The following is a 15,930-nucleotide window of genomic DNA, read 5'->3' as shown; positions in this document are numbered from 1 at the left end:
GAACCATGGCCAAGGCACAGCGCCCCGCTCGCGGGCCCCGCAAGAAGAAGGTCCAGGTCGAGTCGAACGGCAACGCCTACATCAAGGCGTCCTTCAACAACGTCCTCATCACCATCACCGACGCGTACGGCAACACGATCTCGTGGAGCTCGTCGGGCAAGATGGGCTTCCGCGGGTCGCGGAAGAACACCCCGTACGCCGCGCAGGTGGCGGGCACCGAGGCGGCCAAGGAGGCCTACGACCTCGGGCTCCGTCGCGTGGACTGCTACGTGAAGGGCCCCGGCTCCGGCCGCGAGGGCGCCATCCGCGCGCTCGCCATCGCCGGCCTCGAGGTTCTCTCGATCCGCGACACGACTCCGATTCCCCACAACGGCTGCCGGCCGCCCAAGCGTCGCCGCGTCTGAGTGTCTGGTGGGGCTGTGGGACTGGCGTACCGCCAGCCTGCACGCTCTACCGACCCGACGCGCAACGCGCTGAGCGCTAAGCCCGGTTGCGCCCGCCTCGACCCGCCCTTCGCGGTGCTCGGGGGCGGACCGCACGTAGTTCATTGGTCGCCCACTAGCCCCGGGAGGCCGTTCTCACGAGACAACACAGCACCATGGCCCGTTACCGCGGACCCAAGCAGAAGATCGCCCGCCGCTTTGGCGAGCCCATCTTCGGCCCCTCCAAGTCCCTCGACCGCAAGCCCTACGGCCCCGGCCAGCACGGCAACGCCCGTCGCCGCCGCGAGTCCGAGTACTCCGTCCAGCTCAAGGAGAAGCAGAAGGCGAAGTACACGTATGGCCTGCTCGAGAAGCAGTTCAGGAACCTCTTCGAGAAGGCCGCCCGCCGCAAGGGCGTCACCGGCGAGAACCTCCTCCAGCTTCTCGAGTCGCGCCTCGACAACGTCGTCTACCGGCTCGGCTTCGCTCGCACGCGCCGCCAGGCCCGCCAGCTCGTCACGCACGGGCACGTGATGGTCAACGACCGCGTCGCCGCCATCCCGAGCCACACACTCCGGGCCGGCGACATGATCGAGATCCGCCCCAAGTCGAAGAACCTCGACACGATCCGCGACGCGGCGACCGTCAACCGGCGCAGCTTCAACCACCTCGAGGTGGACCGCGACTCGCTCAAGGGCAAGTTCCTCGACATGCCGGCCCGCGAGGACATCCCGGAAAACATCCGGGAGCAGCTCATCGTCGAGCTCTACAGCAAGTAATCCGCCCGATGCCCGGCCTTGCGCCGGGCGTCAGCTCTCATTCCGACAACACACTCCATTATGGCCCAGATCCAGCTTCAGATGCCCGACGGCGTCCAGGTCGAGGAGATGAACGAGACGTACGGGCGGTTCGTCGTGCAGCCGCTCGAGCGCGGCTACGGCGTGACCATCGGGAACGCGTTCCGGCGCGTCCTCCTCTCGTCCCTCTCGGGCACCGCCATCACGGCCGTCCGCATCGACGGCGTGCAGCACGAGTTCTCGACTGTCCCCGGCGTCACGGAGGACGTGACCGACATCATCCTCAACCTCAAGGGAGTCCGCTTCCGCGCGGAGGAGGAGGACGAGGGATCGGTCTCGATCCACCTCGAAGGTGCCGGCTCGTGGACCGCGAAGGACATCGCCGACAACACGGCGGACTTCGAGGTCTTGAACCCCGACCACCACATCGCCACGCTTGCCGAGGACGCCGACGTCCGCATCGACCTCCGGGTCGAGCAGGGCCGTGGCTACGTGGGCGCCGACGACAACAAGCGGTCCGATGACCCGATCGGCGTCGTCGCCATCGACGCCATCTTTACGCCGATTCTCAACGTCCGCTACGACGTCACTCCGACCCGTGTCGGCGACAAGATCGACTACGAGCGCCTGACGCTCGAGGTCGAGACGGACGGCTCGATCACGGCCGAGGACGCGCTCACGAACGCTGCGGCGATCCTGCGCGACCACATCGGTCTCTTCGTCGAGGTCGACACGTCGACCGGCGAGGACGCCGAGGAGACGGAGGTCGACGCTGAGGTCCAGCGCGTCCGCGCCATCCTCGGCCAGTCCGTCGACGATCTCGATCTCTCGGTCCGCGCGCAGAACTGCTTGCGTGCCGCGTCCATCAAGACGATCGGCGACCTCGTCCGTCGCGAGGAGAGCGAGATGCTCAAGTTCCGCAACTTTGGCCGCAAGTCCCTTCTGGAGCTCGTCCAGGTCCTCGAGGAGCGCGGTCTGCGCTTCGGCATGGACGTCGAGCGCTACGGCGAGATGGCCTAGAGTTTTGAGTTCCGAGTGTCGGGTTCCGAGTTCGCCTCGGGCCCGGGCTCCAGACTCCGAACTCATAACTCAACACTGTTATGAAACACGGAAAGAAGATCCTCAAGATCGGCCGGAACGCCTCCCACCGGAAGGCGACCCTCCAGTCGATGTCGGCCGCGCTCTTGGAGCACAAGCGGATCACGACGACGTTCGGTAAGGCCAAGGCGCTCCGCCGCTTTATCGAGCCGATCATCACGCACGGCAAGGACGACTCGACGCACTCGCGTCGCCAGGCCTTCCGCAAGCTCAACGACAAGGAGTCGGTCAAGACTCTGTACGATGAGGTGGCAGGCGTGGTCGGTGACCGTCCCGGTGGCTACACGCGCATCGTCAAGCTCGGCTTCCGGGCCGGCGACGCGGCCGAGATGGCGGTCATCGAGCTGGTCGACTTCAACGACGTCAAGCCCGAGGGCTCGTCGAGCTCGAAGCGCAAGACGCGTCGCTCGCGTCGCTCCGGCTCGTCGAACGACAAGTCCGCTGCCAAGTCGACGCCGGTCGAAACCCCGGTCGCTGAGGCCCCGGCCTCGACGCCCGCCGACGACGCTCCGGAGACGGACGCCCCCGAGGCCGACGCTGCCGAGACCCCGGCCGTCGAGGCCGCTGGTGCCGACGAGACGACGCCCGACGGCGCTGGCTCGACGGTGGTCCCGCCGTCTGGCGACGACCACCCGGACGCCGCTCAGGGCGCGCCGACCGAGACGGGCGAGCCCGGCCCGGGCGCCGATGCCGAGAACCTCGGGCGGAGCCACGACAACCGGTAGGTCTACCGTCGATCTTTGACGGCTGGCGCACGTGGCTGGCCATGGTCCTGCGGGGCCCTGCCTTCGGGTGGGGCCCCGCTGCGATTGGTCCGGCTCGCCGATTCGCCCGGTGAGGGTGGCGCCACGAAGAGTGAGGAGAGGTCTACCTTCCGGGCCCCATGTCCGCTGTCCGGACGTTGGCCGCCCGATGATCCACGCCTCCTCCGACCTCCACCGCCAGCTCGACGGCCTCGTCGTCGTCCCCGAGTACGAGCGCCGCCTGCGCGTGCTGCTGGAGCACTGCCAGCGCAACCTGCCGTCCGTCGACGAGGGCTTGATCCGGCGCGCGTTCCGCGTCGCGTACTGGGCGCACCGCGACGACCGCCGCGCGTCGGGCGAGCTCTACATCTCGCACCCCCTCGAGGTCGCGCTGATCGCGGCGAAGGACATCCGCATGGACGACGTGACCGTCGCGGCGGCCCTCCTGCACGACACCGTCGAGGACACCGACCTGTCGCTCGACCTGCTGCGCAGCGAGTTCGGCGACGAGGTCGCCCAGATCACCGACGGCGTCACCAAGATCGGGAGCGTGTTCGAGGATCGCCGGCTGGGCCGGGCGGAGAACGTCCGCAAGCTGATGCTGTCGATGGCGAGCGACGTCCGGGTGATCCTGGTCAAGTTCGCCGACCGGCTCCACAACATGCGGACGTTGGGGGCGGTGCCGCCCGAGAAGCAGATGCGGATCGCGGCCGAGACGCAGGACCTCTTCGCCCCGCTCGCGCACCGCTTCGGGCTCCACGAGGTCAAGACGGAGCTGGAAGACCTGTCGCTTAAGTACCTGCAGGCCGAGGCGTATCAGGAGATCGCCAAGGGCCTCAACGCCAAGCGCCGCCAGCGCGAGCGGTTTATCGAGCGCTTTATCGAGCCCGTCCGCGCCGAGCTCTCCAGCCTCGACCTCTCGTTCGAGATCTACGGGCGGCCCAAGAGCATCACGTCGATCTACGGCAAGATGAAGCGGCAGGGCGTGACGCTCGACGAGGTGTACGACCTGTTCGCCATCCGCGTCATCCTGAACAGCGAGGGCAAGCAGGGGCGCGAGGACTGCTGGCGCGCGTACTCGGCCGTGACGGCGATGTACCCGCCGGTCGACGGGCGGCACCGCGACTTCATTTCCAAGCCCAAGTCGAACGGCTACCAGAGCTTGCACACGACGGTGATGACGCCGGAGGGACGGCCGGTCGAGGTCCAGATCCGGACGGCCGAGATGCACGCGGTCGCCGAGCGCGGCGTGGCGGCGCACTGGAAGTACAAAGAGGGGGGCGGCGACGGCGCGGCGACGGCCGGCGCCAGCGAGGCGCGCGTCGACGAGATGTACGCCTGGGTGCGCGACCTGCTCGAAAACCCGCGCCCCGACGACGCCGACGAGTTCGTCCGCCAGTTCCAGCTCAACCTCTACAGCGAGGAGATCTACGTCTTCACCCCGAACGGCGACCTGGTGACGCTGCCCCGGGGCGCGACGCCGGTCGACTTCGCCTTCCAGATTCACTCCGAGGTCGGGTTCCACTGCATCGGCGCCAAGGCCGACGGCAAGATGGTGCCGCTCAGCTACCGCCTGCAGTCGGGCGAGCAGGTCGAGATCCTGACCTCGAAGCGCCAGACGCCCAACCCCGACTGGGCCGGCTTCGTGGTGACCCACAAGGCGCAGTCGCGCATCCGCCACTGGATGAACGAGCGGCGCCGCAAGGCCGTCTCTCACGGCCGCGAGCAGGTGGCCAAAAAGCTGACGCGCGCCAAGCTGACGCCCGACGACCAGGCGCTCGACCAGCTCGCGGGGAAGCTCCGGTTTACCTCGCTCCAACAGCTCTACTTCGAGGTCGGGTCCGGCCAGTACGACCCGGGCGATGTCGTCCGCGCGCTGCGCTCCGGCCCGCCGATCGAAGAGGCCGAGGCGGAGACGCTGCCCGAGGGCGTCTCGCCCGCGCTGCTGGAGGTCGACGACGTGGACTTCCGCGAGGACGCTCGTGAGCGGGGGGGCGGGCGGACGGCGCTCGTCATCGAGGGCGAGCGGCACACCGACCTCGCCGTGCAGTACGCGGCCTGCTGCGGGCCCATCCCCGGCGACGACGTGTTTGGTTTCCTGTCCAAGACCGGCGTTGTCAAGATCCACCGGAAGGGCTGCAAGAACGCCCCGCACCTGTTCCTCGACCACGCCGAGCGCGTGATCCCGGTCGAGTGGAGCCGCCAGAAGGCCGTCCAGTTCTCGTCGACCCTGCGGCTCGTCGGCGAGGACCGCGTGGGCATCGTGAGCGACATGACGGCGGTGATCTCGAAAAGCTTGAAGACCAACATCCGGTCGATCACGGTGACGTCGGAGGACGGCATGTTTGAGGGGACGATCGTGCTCTACGTCAACGACGTCAAGCAGCTATCGCGGATCATGAAGCGGCTGGGCCGGCTCGACGGGATCTACGGCGTATACCGCGATGAATAGCCCCTCCACACCATGCGGTGTCCTATGTGTGGAGCTGGGCTCGGCTAGGTGAATGTTCGACTTGACGCTTCCCCTTCTTGTAGAGGCTTGCGTAGGTTTGGACTCTCCCCCCGGCGCTCCGTGCCCATCTTCGATGAATCGGCCTGGAGCTCGCCCTAATGTCCTGCCGGTGCGCGTTCATGTGTGCACCCTCTCCCTACATCCCACCACGATGTCCCTGAACGACCGTACTCCCACTCTGACCAAAAAGGACGTTGCCCGCCAGGTCTCCGATACCACCGGTGAGCCCCTGTACAAGTGTGAGCCGTGGGTTCAGGCTACCATCGAGGCGCTTCGCGAGCTGATGGCATCCGCCGATCCCGAGGTGCGGATCGAGCTCCGAGACTTCGGCGTGTTCGAGGTCAAGAAGACGAAGGCCAAGCCGAAGGCCCGCAACCCCAAGACCAACGAGACGGTCTTTATCCCGTCGCGCCGCAAGACGCACTTCAAGCCGGGCAAGAAGCTCCGCGAAACGCTTCAGACGCCGCTCGAGGACTTGGGCTACGACGTCCCCGAGGGCAGCGCCGATCACCCCTCGCTGCGCGCGCAGGCCGCCTAACTCGCGATCTGAACGCCCGATCTCGCCCCGGACCCCGTAAGGTCCGGGGCGTTTTTGTTTGCGCCGGTTCGCAGTTCTCACCTGTGTTCGTCTCGGGCCGATGTGGAGAGTCCGGAGCTGACCGATGCCGTGGGGGGGGCGCCGAGATGCTGGCGGCAGGTCGGAGCGCGCGGTGCATGCGCGAGCGCGTCGACGGGATCGCTCGCTTGAAGGCCGCGAGGCTGGCGCCCGCCGCTAGCTTCGGCGCATGACTCGTTCCCGCGCGGCCGGGGTCGACTACGGCTCGCGCCGGGTTGGCCTCGCGCTCTCCGACCCGCTCCGCCTCTTCGCCCGCCCGGCCGGCACGTTCGCCCCCGGCGCCGCCCTCGCGGAGCTGGCCCGGCTGGTCGCCGACGAGGAGGTCGGCACGATCGTCGTGGGCTGGCCATTGCTGGACGATGGGGCGGAGGGGAAGGCCGTGGACCGCGTGCGGCCGTTCCTGGGGCGGCTCAAGAAGGTGGCCCCGGGCGCCGAGGTCGTGGTCCAAGACGAGCGCGACTCCTCACGGCGGGCCATGGAGGAGCTGGTAGAAGCGGGTGTGCCCCGAGGCAAGCGTCGCGAGCGGGGCACGCTCGATGCCGCCGCGGCGTGCGTCATCCTGCAGGACTGGCTCGACGAATGCGGCTCTTGAATCGGGCGGGAAACGGGCGCCCGCCCGGATCCCCGGCGGCGGGTCGGCCTATCCTCTAAGACGCCCCCACGCCCCATGGTCCTCCCGATTTACGCCTACGGGCAGCCCGTGCTCCGCGAGCCTGCCGCTGCCATCGACGCCGACAGCCCCGGGCTGCAGGCGCTCATCGACGACATGATCGAGACGATGCACGCTGCCAGCGGCGTCGGGCTGGCGGCGCCGCAGATCGGCCGGTCGCTGCGGCTGTTTGTAGCCGACCTCTCGCCCTACGCGGAGGACCTGAAAGAGGACTACGGCGAGGTGCCCGTCTGGGCCCAGTCGCCCTTGGTGTTTATCAACCCCGTGCTCGAGCTCGACGAGACCTCGGACGAGGTGGACGTCGAGGAGGGCTGCCTGTCGATTCCGGACTTGCGCGAGACGGTCTGGCGCCCCGATCGCCTGAGCGTCCGCTTTCTCGACCGGCACTTCCAGGAGCAGACGCTCGACGCCGAGGCCACGCTCTCGCGCGTGATTCAGCACGAGGCCGACCACCTCGACGGGGTGCTGTACGTCGACCACCTGTCGCCGCTCCGCCGTCGTCTGCTCAAGCGCCGACTGGCGGCCATCGCCCGCGGCGACGTCGAGGCCGAGTACCCGCTCCGCTTCGCCGACGTCTAGCCCGCCGGACCCGCGTCCGGGTGGCGTCGTACGACCGGCCCATCTTCCTCCCGTCCCATGGCCGACCTCTCGACGAAAGACGACCCCCTCCACCTCCGCGACGAGCGCCCCGACTACGTCGAGGACAAGGTCGGCATGGGCAACCGGCCCGACTCCGACGACGACCTCTCCGAAGAGGTCGCGCCCCAGATCAACGCGGGCCCCCAGGACCCCGGCTCGCTCGGCATCGAGAAGCCGACCGTCTCGCTCGACCCCGAGGCCGTCGCCAAGGCCGAGCGCGAGGGGAAAGGGTATCAGTAAGCCGACCGCTGGCCGCCGCGTCCGGCGGGCCCCCCGCTGCCTGTGACCCCCGCCGCCGCCGCCCTCCTGTCCGTCCTCGCGATCTCGCTGGCATCGCTGGCGGGCGCGCTCACGTTGTCGCTGGGCCGGGCCCGGCTGGAGCGGACGATCTTCCTGCTGGTCGCCTTCGCGGTCGGCGCGATGCTGGGCGGGGCGCTGCTCCACCTCATCCCGGAGAGCTACGCCACGCTCGGCGGCGGGCCCGAGACGGGGTTGTTGGTGCTGGCGGGCGTGCTGGCGTTTTTCGTGCTCGAGAAGTTCCTGCACTGGCGCCACCAGCACGGCGTCCCGGAGGCGCTGGAGGGCGCGAGCGGGCACGTCGGCCACCACCATCACCACCACGGAGTCGACGCCGCGGCGCCGTTCGCGCTCGTCAACCTCGTCGGCAGCGTGGCGCACAAGGTGGTCGACGGGGCGATCGTGGCGGCGGCGTACATGGTGTCCCTTCAGACGGGCCTGGTCACGACGCTGGCGGTGATGCTCCACGAGATCCCGGCCGAGATCGGCAACTTCGGCGTCCTCGTCTACGGCGGCTACCCGGTCCGCAAGGCGCTGCTCTACAACTTCGTCGCGGGCCTGGGCGGGCTCATCGGCGCCGGCTTGGTGCTGACGCTCGGGGCGGGCGTCGAGGGGCTGGCGGACGTGCTGTTGCCGGTGACGGCGGGCGCGTTCCTCTACATTGCGGGCAGCGACCTCATCCCCGAGCTCAACCGCCGCCACAGCTACCCGGCCACCAAGGCCGTCGGCCAGTTGGTGATGATTCTGCTCGGCATCGGCGTCATGGCGGTCCCGCTGTTTTGGTAATGAAGGGGAAGGGGACTGGGCATCCGCGGCTCGCGCAGAGTCCCACCTCGGCCATGCCTCGCTCTGCTGGCGCTCACCGTGAACTGGGGTCACCTTGCGTCCACTGTCCACCGTCTACCGATGATCGCCCCCTTCCTCGACACACATCCCACTCTTGGCGCTGACGTGTGGGTCGCTGAGACCGCCGCCGTGGTCGGAGACGTGACGCTGGGCGATGGCGCCAGCATCTGGCACGGCGCGTCGCTGCGGGGCGACGTGCACTGGATCGCCGTCGGGGCTGGAACGAACGTCCAGGACAACGCCACCGTCCATGTCTCGCGCGGGACGCACCCCTGTGCCCTCGGCGACCACGTCACGATCGGCCACAACGCTGTCGTCCACGGGTGCACCGTCGAGGACGGCGTGCTGATCGGGATGGGCGCCATCGTGCTCGACGGCGCCGTGATCGGGGAGGGCAGCCTGGTCGGCGCCGGGGCCGTCGTCACGGGCGGGACCATCGTTCCGCCCCGCTCGCTCGTCATCGGCTCGCCCGGCCGCGTCGTCCGCGCGCTGACGGACGACGAGGTCGAGCGGAACCGGGCCAACGCCGTGCACTACGTCCGTCTCGCGGCGATGGTGGACGGGCGGCTGTAGCCCGACGCACACCCGGGTGGGGGCGGCCGGGCCAATCCGTTCTACGCGCCGCGCTAGCCCTTCCGCGCCAGCGCCCGCATGTCGTCGTGGTCCGTGGACCGACCGATAACGAGCGTGTACGACTCTGAGCCTGCGTCGCGCTCGCGCGCCGAGGCCATCTTGACGTCCTCGCCGAACGTCCGCTTGATGCCCTGGTACAGGCCCAGCTTGGCGGTCTTGTCGATCCCGCGGAGCACGACGAACTCGCCGGCCTTCAAGCCCGTCACCTCGTCGTAGATGGGCGAGTACTTCGAGTTGCGGCCACCACGCTGGCGGGAGGTCCGCAGAATGTCAGCGGCTTCCTTTTTGTCGACCACTGAGATGTTGAAATCGGGAGTAGGGGATTTTTTAGCCATCGATATGGTAGGGCAGGGTGAGAGTGGGCGGAGGCCGGAAGGTACAAGTTGGAATGAGACCGTCGATGCAGTCTTCGGTGAGATTGAACCCGTGCGCGGGCCGTTTCGGAACCGCTCGGGCCCTCCTACCGTCGTTCGGCGTCGAGATCGGGCCGCTGAGGGGCCAGTAGCTCCGACGGGGCATAGTGGCGCGATATTTGGGTGCGCTTCCGTGAACCCGCCGCCCCCGACCATGACCCCTGCCCGTCTCGGACTGCTCGCCGTCCTCGGTGTCGCATGCTTGGCCTCGTCCGTCTTTCTGGCCAAGACCACGTCCGCGAAGATCCCCTCGCTGCTCGACTCGATCTACAACTAGCCGACGAGCTTCCCGTAGGGGGGAATCGGCATCGGCCCCGCTTGCGACCCGACCGTCGCGGCGGGGCGTCGTACGTTCAGGCGGTGGGTCGGCAGCGTAACCGGGCGGGCGCCGGCCCGTAGCAGGTTCTCGCCCACCACGCCGACATGACGACGATCTATTGGTACTGCTTGCTCGGGGGCGTCTCGGTGTCTGTGCTCCTCGTCTTCCTCGGCGATGTGCTCGAAGCCGCGATGGACGCGCTCGATGGGGCACTGGAGTCGCTCGATCTCGGAGGCGCCTTCGACCCGCTGTCCGCCGTGTTCGGCGTGACGCTCTTCGGAGGTGCCGGCCTCCTTCTCGACGCCTACGCGACCCTCGGGACGACCCCCGAGATCACGTTCGCGTCTGTCATTGGCATCGTCGCGGCCGTCGCGCTCCACGTCGTGTACGTCAAGCCGATGAAGGCGAGCGAGAACTCGACCGGCTTCTCGGTCCGCGAGTACTCCGGCAAGACGGGCGAGCTGACGACGGGCGTTCCGGAGGACGGGTTCGGCGAGGTCGTCGTCCGTATGGGCGCCAGCACCACATTCCAGACGGCCGCCTCGTTCTCCGGGGACCCCATCCCGACGGGGACGGCTGTCGTCGTCGTCGAAGTCGACCGAGAGGGCATCCTCAGGGTGGCCCCGCTCGACCGTGAGGACCTCGTTGTGCCGCCCGCGCCACCCGCCCGCCTGCAGACCCGATAGATCGCCGCGAGCCGTCACGGTGCCCGACTCGACTCTTCCGTTTCACTCTCCTCGACCGACCCATGATCGAACTCCTCGGACTCTCCGGCACCATCGCCGTGCTCGTCGCTGTCGCCTTCGTAGCGCTCGTCGTGCTCGTCGCGAGCCGGTACAAAACGGTCTCGCCCGACGAGGCCATGATCATCACCGGCGCCGCGCTCGGCAGCAAGAACGTGCTCACCGACGACAGCGGTCGACGCGTCAAGATCATCCGCGGCGGCGGCGCCTTCATCGTGCCGATTGTGCAGCAGAAGGAGTACATGTCGCTCCTGTCGCACAAGCTCGACGTGTCCACGCCCGAGGTCTATACCGCCGAAGGCGTCCCGGTCATGACCGACGGCGTGGCCGTCATCAAGGTCGGCTCGTCTGTGGAGGACGTCGCGACCGCGACCGAACAATACCTCGGCAAGCCTGACGAGGCGCTTCAGGCCGAGGCTCGCGAGGTCTTGGAAGGCCACCTCCGCGCCATCCTGGGCACGCTGACCGTCGAGGAGGTCTACCGCAACCGCGACAAGTTTGCCCAGGAGGTCCAGTCGGTCGCCGCGCGCGACCTCAAGAAGATGGGGCTCCAGATCGTGAGCTTCACCATCAAGGACGTCCGCGACAAGAACGGGTACCTCGAAGCGCTCGGCCGCCCGCGCATCGCTGCCATCAAGCGTGACGCCGACATTGCCGAGGCCGAGGCCACGCGCGACAGCCGCATCAAGAAGGCCAACGCCGACGAGGAGGGCCAGAAGGCCGAGCTCGTCCGAGACACGAACGTGGCCGAGGCCACGCGCGACCGCGAGCTCAAGGTGGCCGCATTCAAAAAGGACGAGGACACGGCCAAGGCCGCCGCCGACCTCGCGTACTCCGTCCAGGAGGCGACCTCGCAGCGCGCCGTTGTCGAGGAGCAGATGCAAGTCGAGCTTGTCCGCAAGCAGCGCGAGGTGGACCTGGAGAAGCTCGAGATCGAGCGCCGCGAGAAGCAGTACGACTCCGAAGTCAAGAAGAAGGCCGACGCCGACCGCTACGCCGTCGAGCAGGCCGCCGAGGCCGACAAGGTGCGCCAGATCCGCAAGGCGGAGGCGCGGCAGTTCGAAATCGAGGCCGAGGCCAAGGCCCGCGCCGAGGGCGCGCGCGCCGAGGGCCTGGCGCTCGCCGAGGTCACGCGCGAGCAGGGCTTCGCCGAGGCCGAGGCCAAGGAAAAGCTCGCCGAGGCGTTCGACAAATTTGGCGAGGCCGCCGTGCTGGACCTGCTCGCGAAGATGATGCCCGAGCTGGCCCGCGAGATCGCCTCGCCGATGGCCTCCATCGACCGCCTCACGGTCGTCGACACGGGCTCGGGTGAAGGCGCCGGGCGCCTGTCCAACACGGTCGCCCAGCTCATGTCGACCACGCCGGAGCTCATCAAGGGCATCGCGGGCGTCGACCTCCAGGCGCTCGCCCGTCGCCTGACCGCCGCACCCGTCGCCACGCAGGCTCCGGCTGGCGATGGCGCCCCGCCCGCCCTCGTCGAGCCCGCTGGCGACGCCGAGTAGCCCGCACGTTCTGAGTGTCGCGCCCCGCCGACGGCTGGTCCGTCGGCGGGGCGTTTTCTTGGCGCATGCGCTTCGTCCCCTTTAAGCGATCGTTCGTCAAGCCGTCGGCGCGGCTCAAGCGCTCGCGGCCGACGGCGTGGACTGATCGCGACGGCGGAACGCCAGCGGTGAAGCCGGGCGCTCGCGAGCGGGCCCGCCAGCGGCTCAACGTCGGCTCGCCTCGGGCGCGCGAAGGGGACTGTGTCGGGCTCGCGGTCGTGATCGGGGCGCTGGCGCTCGTCGCTGCGCTGGTGGTCGCGCTCGCTATCGGGTGAGCGTGCCGACACGCGGACGTGTGTGCGCACCCGGAGACGGATGGGCGTCGAGCCTTCTCCGCGCTCTCCATCGAGCGAGCTACTCCGCCGGGACGATTTGGCCGTTGGGCCCGACCGTCATGCCGGGCGGCGGCGCGCTCGTCGGAAACGACGAGATGTTGGGCTCGCCGCTCCACCCGTTCGGCACGTAGTGGCTGTGGCTGCCGTGCGAGATGGCGACGTAGCCCTTCGGCGAGATCACGCTCGTGTCGGAGGCCCGGAGCCCGAGCACGTCCATCAGCACGAAGCCGACGACGAGCGCAAGCGCGGCGAACAGAACGAGGCGGACGATGCGGCGGGTCTCCATCAGGATCGGGGGGCGGGAGGGGAGAGTACGAACGCGGCACCCCGCCCCGAGCCATGCCCGCGCCCCGTGTCGTCCTGCTGATGGGCGTCTCTGCCTCCGGGAAGAGTGCCCTCGGTGCGGCGCTGGCAGGCGCCCTCGGTTGGACGTTCGAGGACGCCGACGACTACCACAGCCCCGCGTCGCTGGCGAAGATGTCGCGGGGCGAAGGCTTGACGGACGACGACCGCGCGCCGTGGCTGGCGCGGCTGGCGGCGCTCGTCGACCGCTGGGCGACGGAGGGGCCGCCGACGGTGCTGGCGTGCTCTGCGCTCAGGCAACGCTACCGCGACACCCTCGGCGCCGACCGCCCCGATGTAGCGGCCTTCTGGCTCGACGTGCCGACCGTAGAGCTGGCGCATCGCCTGCGCAGCCGTGAGGGGCACGTTGCCGGTCCCGACCTTCTGCCCAGCCAACTCGCCACGTTCGAGCCCCCCGCTTCCGGTCGCCTCGACGGGTCCCTGCCCATCGCGGCTCTCGTCGACCACGTGATCGCCCGGCTCGCGCTCGGCGGCGATGCTTAGTCCTGCGTCTGGAGTCGTCGACGCTCCGCGCGCGCGTCGACGGCGGCTTTCTGACGGTACAGGTCGAGGTAGCTCTCGACCTCGTAACGGTCGCCGTAGATCTCCTTCATCTTCTCCCAGCGCAGCTGGCACGCCAGCCGGAACGCGGTGTCCTCGCCGTAGCGCTTGATGGAGAACGACGTCCCACGCGCGACCCCCGGCTCGGGGTTCCACGAGACCGCGTAGACCTCGTGCCGCACGCCCCGCCGGTCCTGCTTGAACGTCCGCGACACGCCGACCACGCCCGACGAGTTGTTGCGGTTGCGGCGGATCAGGCGGCGGCGGCGCGGTGCGGCCGGCAACTCAGCCACCTCCTCGACGAGCGTGGCTCGGTACGCCTTCGCCGCGTCGAAGGCCTTTTCCCGTCCCCCGCACTTCTTGTCCGAGAACAGCCGGGAGTATGTCTTCCCGTCGCGATAGACGCGGACCTGCCAGCCGTGGGTCGAGTCGGAGTCGATGCGAATGACGCCTTTGGCACGGGGCATGGCTGGGGAGAGGGACGTTCGTTGAGGGAGAATAGGGAAAAGGTGTGACCTAGAGTGCTGTTCCCCGTGGGTTTCCCTGGAGACGGCGGGCCGTTACGATTGAGCCGTTGGCTAGGCCCATCCCTCGCCACAGTACCACCACGGGCGGGTGCTCGGGTCCTCGCGCCTAACTGTGCTAATGGCGGCGCCCCTTCCATCCGATCTTGGGACGGAGCGCGAGCACGAAGGGCAACGTGACGAGATAGCCGACCATGAACAGCGTGGTGGCCGCGAGCGGCAGCAGGCCCACCCGCCCCCCAACGCGATGGCGGATTGCCGCCAGCCCGACCCCGTCGGCGGCCGTCCTCGCCGCTAGCGCCGCAAGCCCGGCCAGCGGTGCCACGACGACCCCGACCACCAAGAGGGCGTGGACGGCGAACGCCAGCGCGTAGACGACGACGACCCAGGGGTCGCCCACGCCGCCCCGCGCCCAGCGGCGGCGCTGCTCGAACATCGCCCGGGGGCCATCGACCGGGTGCGACCAGACCACCGACCGTGCGTCGATGGGGAACCGAACCTCCCAGCCGGCCGCGGCGACCGCCTGGATGAGCGCGTAGTCCTCGGTGACCGAAAAGGGGAGGGCGGGGTAGCCCCCCGTGGACTCGTACGCGGCCCGGCTGACGGCCATGTCGTTGCCCATCCCGCCGGCCGGCGCGCCCGATTCTGCGACGGCGCTCATCAGCCCCAGCAGCAACTCCCAGTCGAGCGCCTGGACGTGGTCGAACCAGCGGTCGGGGCGGACGGCGACGCGGGCCAGGCCGCACGCGATGCCCGTGTGGCGATCCGGCTCGCAGAGCTGGCTCACCAGCGCTCGCGCCCAGGTCTCGACCGGGGCGCAGTCGGCGTCGGTGATCAAGATCATCGGGGCCTCAGTTGCCGCGATGGCCACGTGGAGCGCCTGCGCCTTGCCCCTGAGCGGGCCCTCGGGGTCGGGGACGCGGAGGTAGCGGACCGAGGGCTCGGTCGCCGCGACGGACTGGACGACAGTCGCGGTGCCGTCGCTCGAATGGTCGTCGGCGACGACGATCGTCAGCTTGTCGGCGGGGTAGTCCTGGGCGAGCACGGCCCGGAGGCACCTCTCGATGGTGGCCTCCTCGTTGCGGGCCGCGATCACCACGACGGCCTCGGGGAGCGCGTCGTCGGCCAAGAGGGGCGGGGTCGGCTGGCGCCAGACCTGCACCGCCGCCGCGAGCACGAACACGACGTAGCCCCCGAAGACGAGGGCGAGGGCGACGGTCATGGAGCGGGCAGGGCGGGAAACCGCCAGCCGGCAGCGGCGAGGCGGGGCAGGGCGAGGTCGAGCGCGGCCGTCGCGCGCGGGGTCGGCGAGCCGTCGTGAAAGACGACGATCGAGCCGGGCCGCGCGAGCGTCAGCAACTCGGTCGCGAGCCGCTCGGGGCTCCGGGAAGGTAGGAAGTCGCCGGGCATCGTGTCCCACAGGACGAGCCGCCGCGTCTGCGCCCAGCGGAGTGCGCCCGGCGTCACGCGCCCGTACGGCGGGCGAACGTCGCGGACGGGCCCGCTGGTCAATTCCTCCAGCACGCGCTCGGCGCGCGCCAGCCCCTCCACGACGGCTCGCGGGGCCCGCCACGCGCTGAGATGGGCGTCGCCGTGATTGCCGATGCGGTGGCCCGCGTCGAGGATGGCGGCCACCAGGTCGGGGTGCGCCTCCGCATTCGGGGCCGAAAGGAAAAACACGGCCCGGGCGTCGTGCCGCGCGAGGGTGTTCAACCAGCGCGGTGTGCCCTCAGAATCCGGCCCGTCGTCGACCGTCAGGTACAGGGCCGGGTGGCCGCCGACGCGATCCGGTCCGCGCACCATCCCGCCGATGAGGGGCCCCAGTACCCGGGGCGCAACGGAATCGCGCACCCGCGTGGCCAGCGTGCCGAGGGACCGG

General features: G+C 69.4%; 21 protein-coding genes. 16 read left to right on the top strand and 5 right to left on the bottom strand.

The features are described from left to right. The first annotated feature begins 5 nt into the window (after positions 1–5). The 11 genes from rpsK to ACLII4_RS15510 all read left to right on the top strand — a co-directional run bounded on the left by rpsK (position 6) and on the right by ACLII4_RS15510 (position 9,213). Entirely contained in the window at positions 6–404 is a 399-nt protein-coding gene (gene rpsK, locus ACLII4_RS15560) for a 30S ribosomal protein S11 (protein WP_412060423.1), read from the top strand. Between the two features lie 194 nt (positions 405–598). Then, positions 599–1,201, top strand: a complete 603-nt coding sequence (gene rpsD / locus ACLII4_RS15555) for a 30S ribosomal protein S4 (RefSeq protein WP_412068316.1) — start codon at positions 599–601, stop codon at positions 1,199–1,201. A 60-nt stretch (positions 1,202–1,261) separates the two neighbouring features. Beyond that, entirely contained in the window at positions 1,262–2,239 is a 978-nt protein-coding gene (locus ACLII4_RS15550) for a DNA-directed RNA polymerase subunit alpha (protein ID WP_412068315.1), read from the top strand. A gap of 80 nt (positions 2,240–2,319) precedes the next feature. Further along, a complete protein-coding gene (gene rplQ, locus ACLII4_RS15545) occupies positions 2,320–3,042 on the top strand; it encodes a 50S ribosomal protein L17 (protein WP_412068314.1) in 723 nt (240 codons plus the stop codon). A gap of 187 nt (positions 3,043–3,229) precedes the next feature. Then, a complete protein-coding gene (locus ACLII4_RS15540) occupies positions 3,230–5,512 on the top strand; it encodes a RelA/SpoT family protein (protein WP_412068313.1) in 2,283 nt (760 codons plus the stop codon). A 52-nt stretch (positions 5,513–5,564) separates the two neighbouring features. Continuing rightward, positions 5,565–6,110, top strand: a complete 546-nt coding sequence (locus tag ACLII4_RS15535; protein ID WP_412068312.1) for an HU family DNA-binding protein — start codon at positions 5,565–5,567, stop codon at positions 6,108–6,110. A gap of 247 nt (positions 6,111–6,357) precedes the next feature. Beyond that, on the top strand, positions 6,358–6,780 hold the full coding sequence (gene ruvX, locus ACLII4_RS15530) for a Holliday junction resolvase RuvX (RefSeq protein WP_412068311.1): 423 nt from the start codon (positions 6,358–6,360) through the stop codon (positions 6,778–6,780). 75 nt (positions 6,781–6,855) lie between these two features. After that, positions 6,856–7,437 carry a peptide deformylase gene (gene def / locus ACLII4_RS15525; RefSeq protein ID WP_412068310.1) on the top strand — a complete coding sequence of 194 codons (582 nt, stop codon included), beginning with the start codon at positions 6,856–6,858 and terminating at the stop codon, positions 7,435–7,437. A gap of 57 nt (positions 7,438–7,494) precedes the next feature. Then, positions 7,495–7,737, top strand: coding sequence for a hypothetical protein (locus ACLII4_RS15520; RefSeq protein WP_412060415.1), 243 nt, complete (start codon positions 7,495–7,497; stop codon positions 7,735–7,737). A 42-nt stretch (positions 7,738–7,779) separates the two neighbouring features. Then, positions 7,780–8,580, top strand: coding sequence for a ZIP family metal transporter (locus tag ACLII4_RS15515; RefSeq protein ID WP_412068309.1), 801 nt, complete (start codon positions 7,780–7,782; stop codon positions 8,578–8,580). Positions 8,581–8,700: 120 nt separating this feature from the next. After that, on the top strand, positions 8,701–9,213 hold the full coding sequence (locus ACLII4_RS15510) for a gamma carbonic anhydrase family protein (RefSeq protein ID WP_412068308.1): 513 nt from the start codon (positions 8,701–8,703) through the stop codon (positions 9,211–9,213). Between the two features lie 53 nt (positions 9,214–9,266). Here ACLII4_RS15510 and ACLII4_RS15505 read toward each other — a convergent pair whose 3' ends face one another. Then, positions 9,267–9,608 carry a hypothetical protein gene (locus ACLII4_RS15505; RefSeq protein WP_412068307.1) on the bottom strand — a complete coding sequence of 114 codons (342 nt, stop codon included), beginning with the start codon at positions 9,606–9,608 and terminating at the stop codon, positions 9,267–9,269. Positions 9,609–9,840: 232 nt separating this feature from the next. Between ACLII4_RS15505 and ACLII4_RS15500 the strand changes: the two genes are divergently transcribed. From ACLII4_RS15500 to ACLII4_RS15485, 4 genes are all read left to right on the top strand, one after another. Continuing rightward, positions 9,841–9,963, top strand: a complete 123-nt coding sequence (locus ACLII4_RS15500; protein ID WP_412068306.1) for a hypothetical protein — start codon at positions 9,841–9,843, stop codon at positions 9,961–9,963. Positions 9,964–10,109: 146 nt separating this feature from the next. Further along, the gene (locus ACLII4_RS15495; RefSeq protein ID WP_412068305.1) at positions 10,110–10,691 is read left to right on the top strand and encodes a protease; all 582 of its coding nucleotides are present in this window, start codon (positions 10,110–10,112) and stop codon (positions 10,689–10,691) included. Positions 10,692–10,753: 62 nt separating this feature from the next. After that, positions 10,754–12,250, top strand: coding sequence for a flotillin family protein (locus tag ACLII4_RS15490; RefSeq protein WP_412068304.1), 1,497 nt, complete (start codon positions 10,754–10,756; stop codon positions 12,248–12,250). Between the two features lie 65 nt (positions 12,251–12,315). Continuing rightward, positions 12,316–12,564: a hypothetical protein gene (locus ACLII4_RS15485; protein WP_412068303.1), complete on the top strand. Its 249-nt coding sequence runs from the start codon at positions 12,316–12,318 to the stop codon at positions 12,562–12,564. Positions 12,565–12,643: 79 nt separating this feature from the next. Here the strand turns inward: ACLII4_RS15485 and ACLII4_RS15480 are convergent, their stop codons facing one another. Further along, positions 12,644–12,910, bottom strand: coding sequence for a hypothetical protein (locus ACLII4_RS15480; RefSeq protein WP_412068302.1), 267 nt, complete (start codon positions 12,908–12,910; stop codon positions 12,644–12,646). Between the two features lie 53 nt (positions 12,911–12,963). On the opposite strand from ACLII4_RS15480, the gene ACLII4_RS15475 reads away from it, so the two are divergent. Next, positions 12,964–13,470 carry a gluconokinase gene (locus ACLII4_RS15475; RefSeq protein WP_412068301.1) on the top strand — a complete coding sequence of 169 codons (507 nt, stop codon included), beginning with the start codon at positions 12,964–12,966 and terminating at the stop codon, positions 13,468–13,470. On the opposite strand, the gene ACLII4_RS15470 is transcribed toward ACLII4_RS15475, so the two are convergent. From ACLII4_RS15470 to ACLII4_RS15460, 3 genes are all read right to left on the bottom strand, one after another. Continuing rightward, positions 13,467–13,994 carry a hypothetical protein gene (locus tag ACLII4_RS15470; RefSeq protein ID WP_412068300.1) on the bottom strand — a complete coding sequence of 176 codons (528 nt, stop codon included), beginning with the start codon at positions 13,992–13,994 and terminating at the stop codon, positions 13,467–13,469. The two genes, ACLII4_RS15475 and ACLII4_RS15470, sit on opposite strands and share 4 nt — an antisense overlap. Before the next feature lie 175 nt (positions 13,995–14,169). After that, positions 14,170–15,273 (bottom strand): glycosyltransferase, encoded by a 1,104-nt coding sequence (locus tag ACLII4_RS15465; protein WP_412068299.1) that lies wholly within the window; start codon positions 15,271–15,273, stop codon positions 14,170–14,172. Beyond that, positions 15,270–15,902, bottom strand: coding sequence for a polysaccharide deacetylase family protein (locus ACLII4_RS15460; protein WP_412068298.1), 633 nt, complete (start codon positions 15,900–15,902; stop codon positions 15,270–15,272). Before ACLII4_RS15460 ends, ACLII4_RS15465 begins: the two co-directional genes overlap by 4 nt. Positions 15,903–15,930 lie beyond the last annotated feature (28 nt).

It is taken from the genome of Rubrivirga aquatilis (assembly GCF_046845665.1).
Taxonomy (GTDB): domain Bacteria; phylum Bacteroidota; class Rhodothermia; order Rhodothermales; family Rubricoccaceae; genus Rubrivirga.
This window is presented reverse-complemented; position numbering and strand designations above follow the sequence as displayed.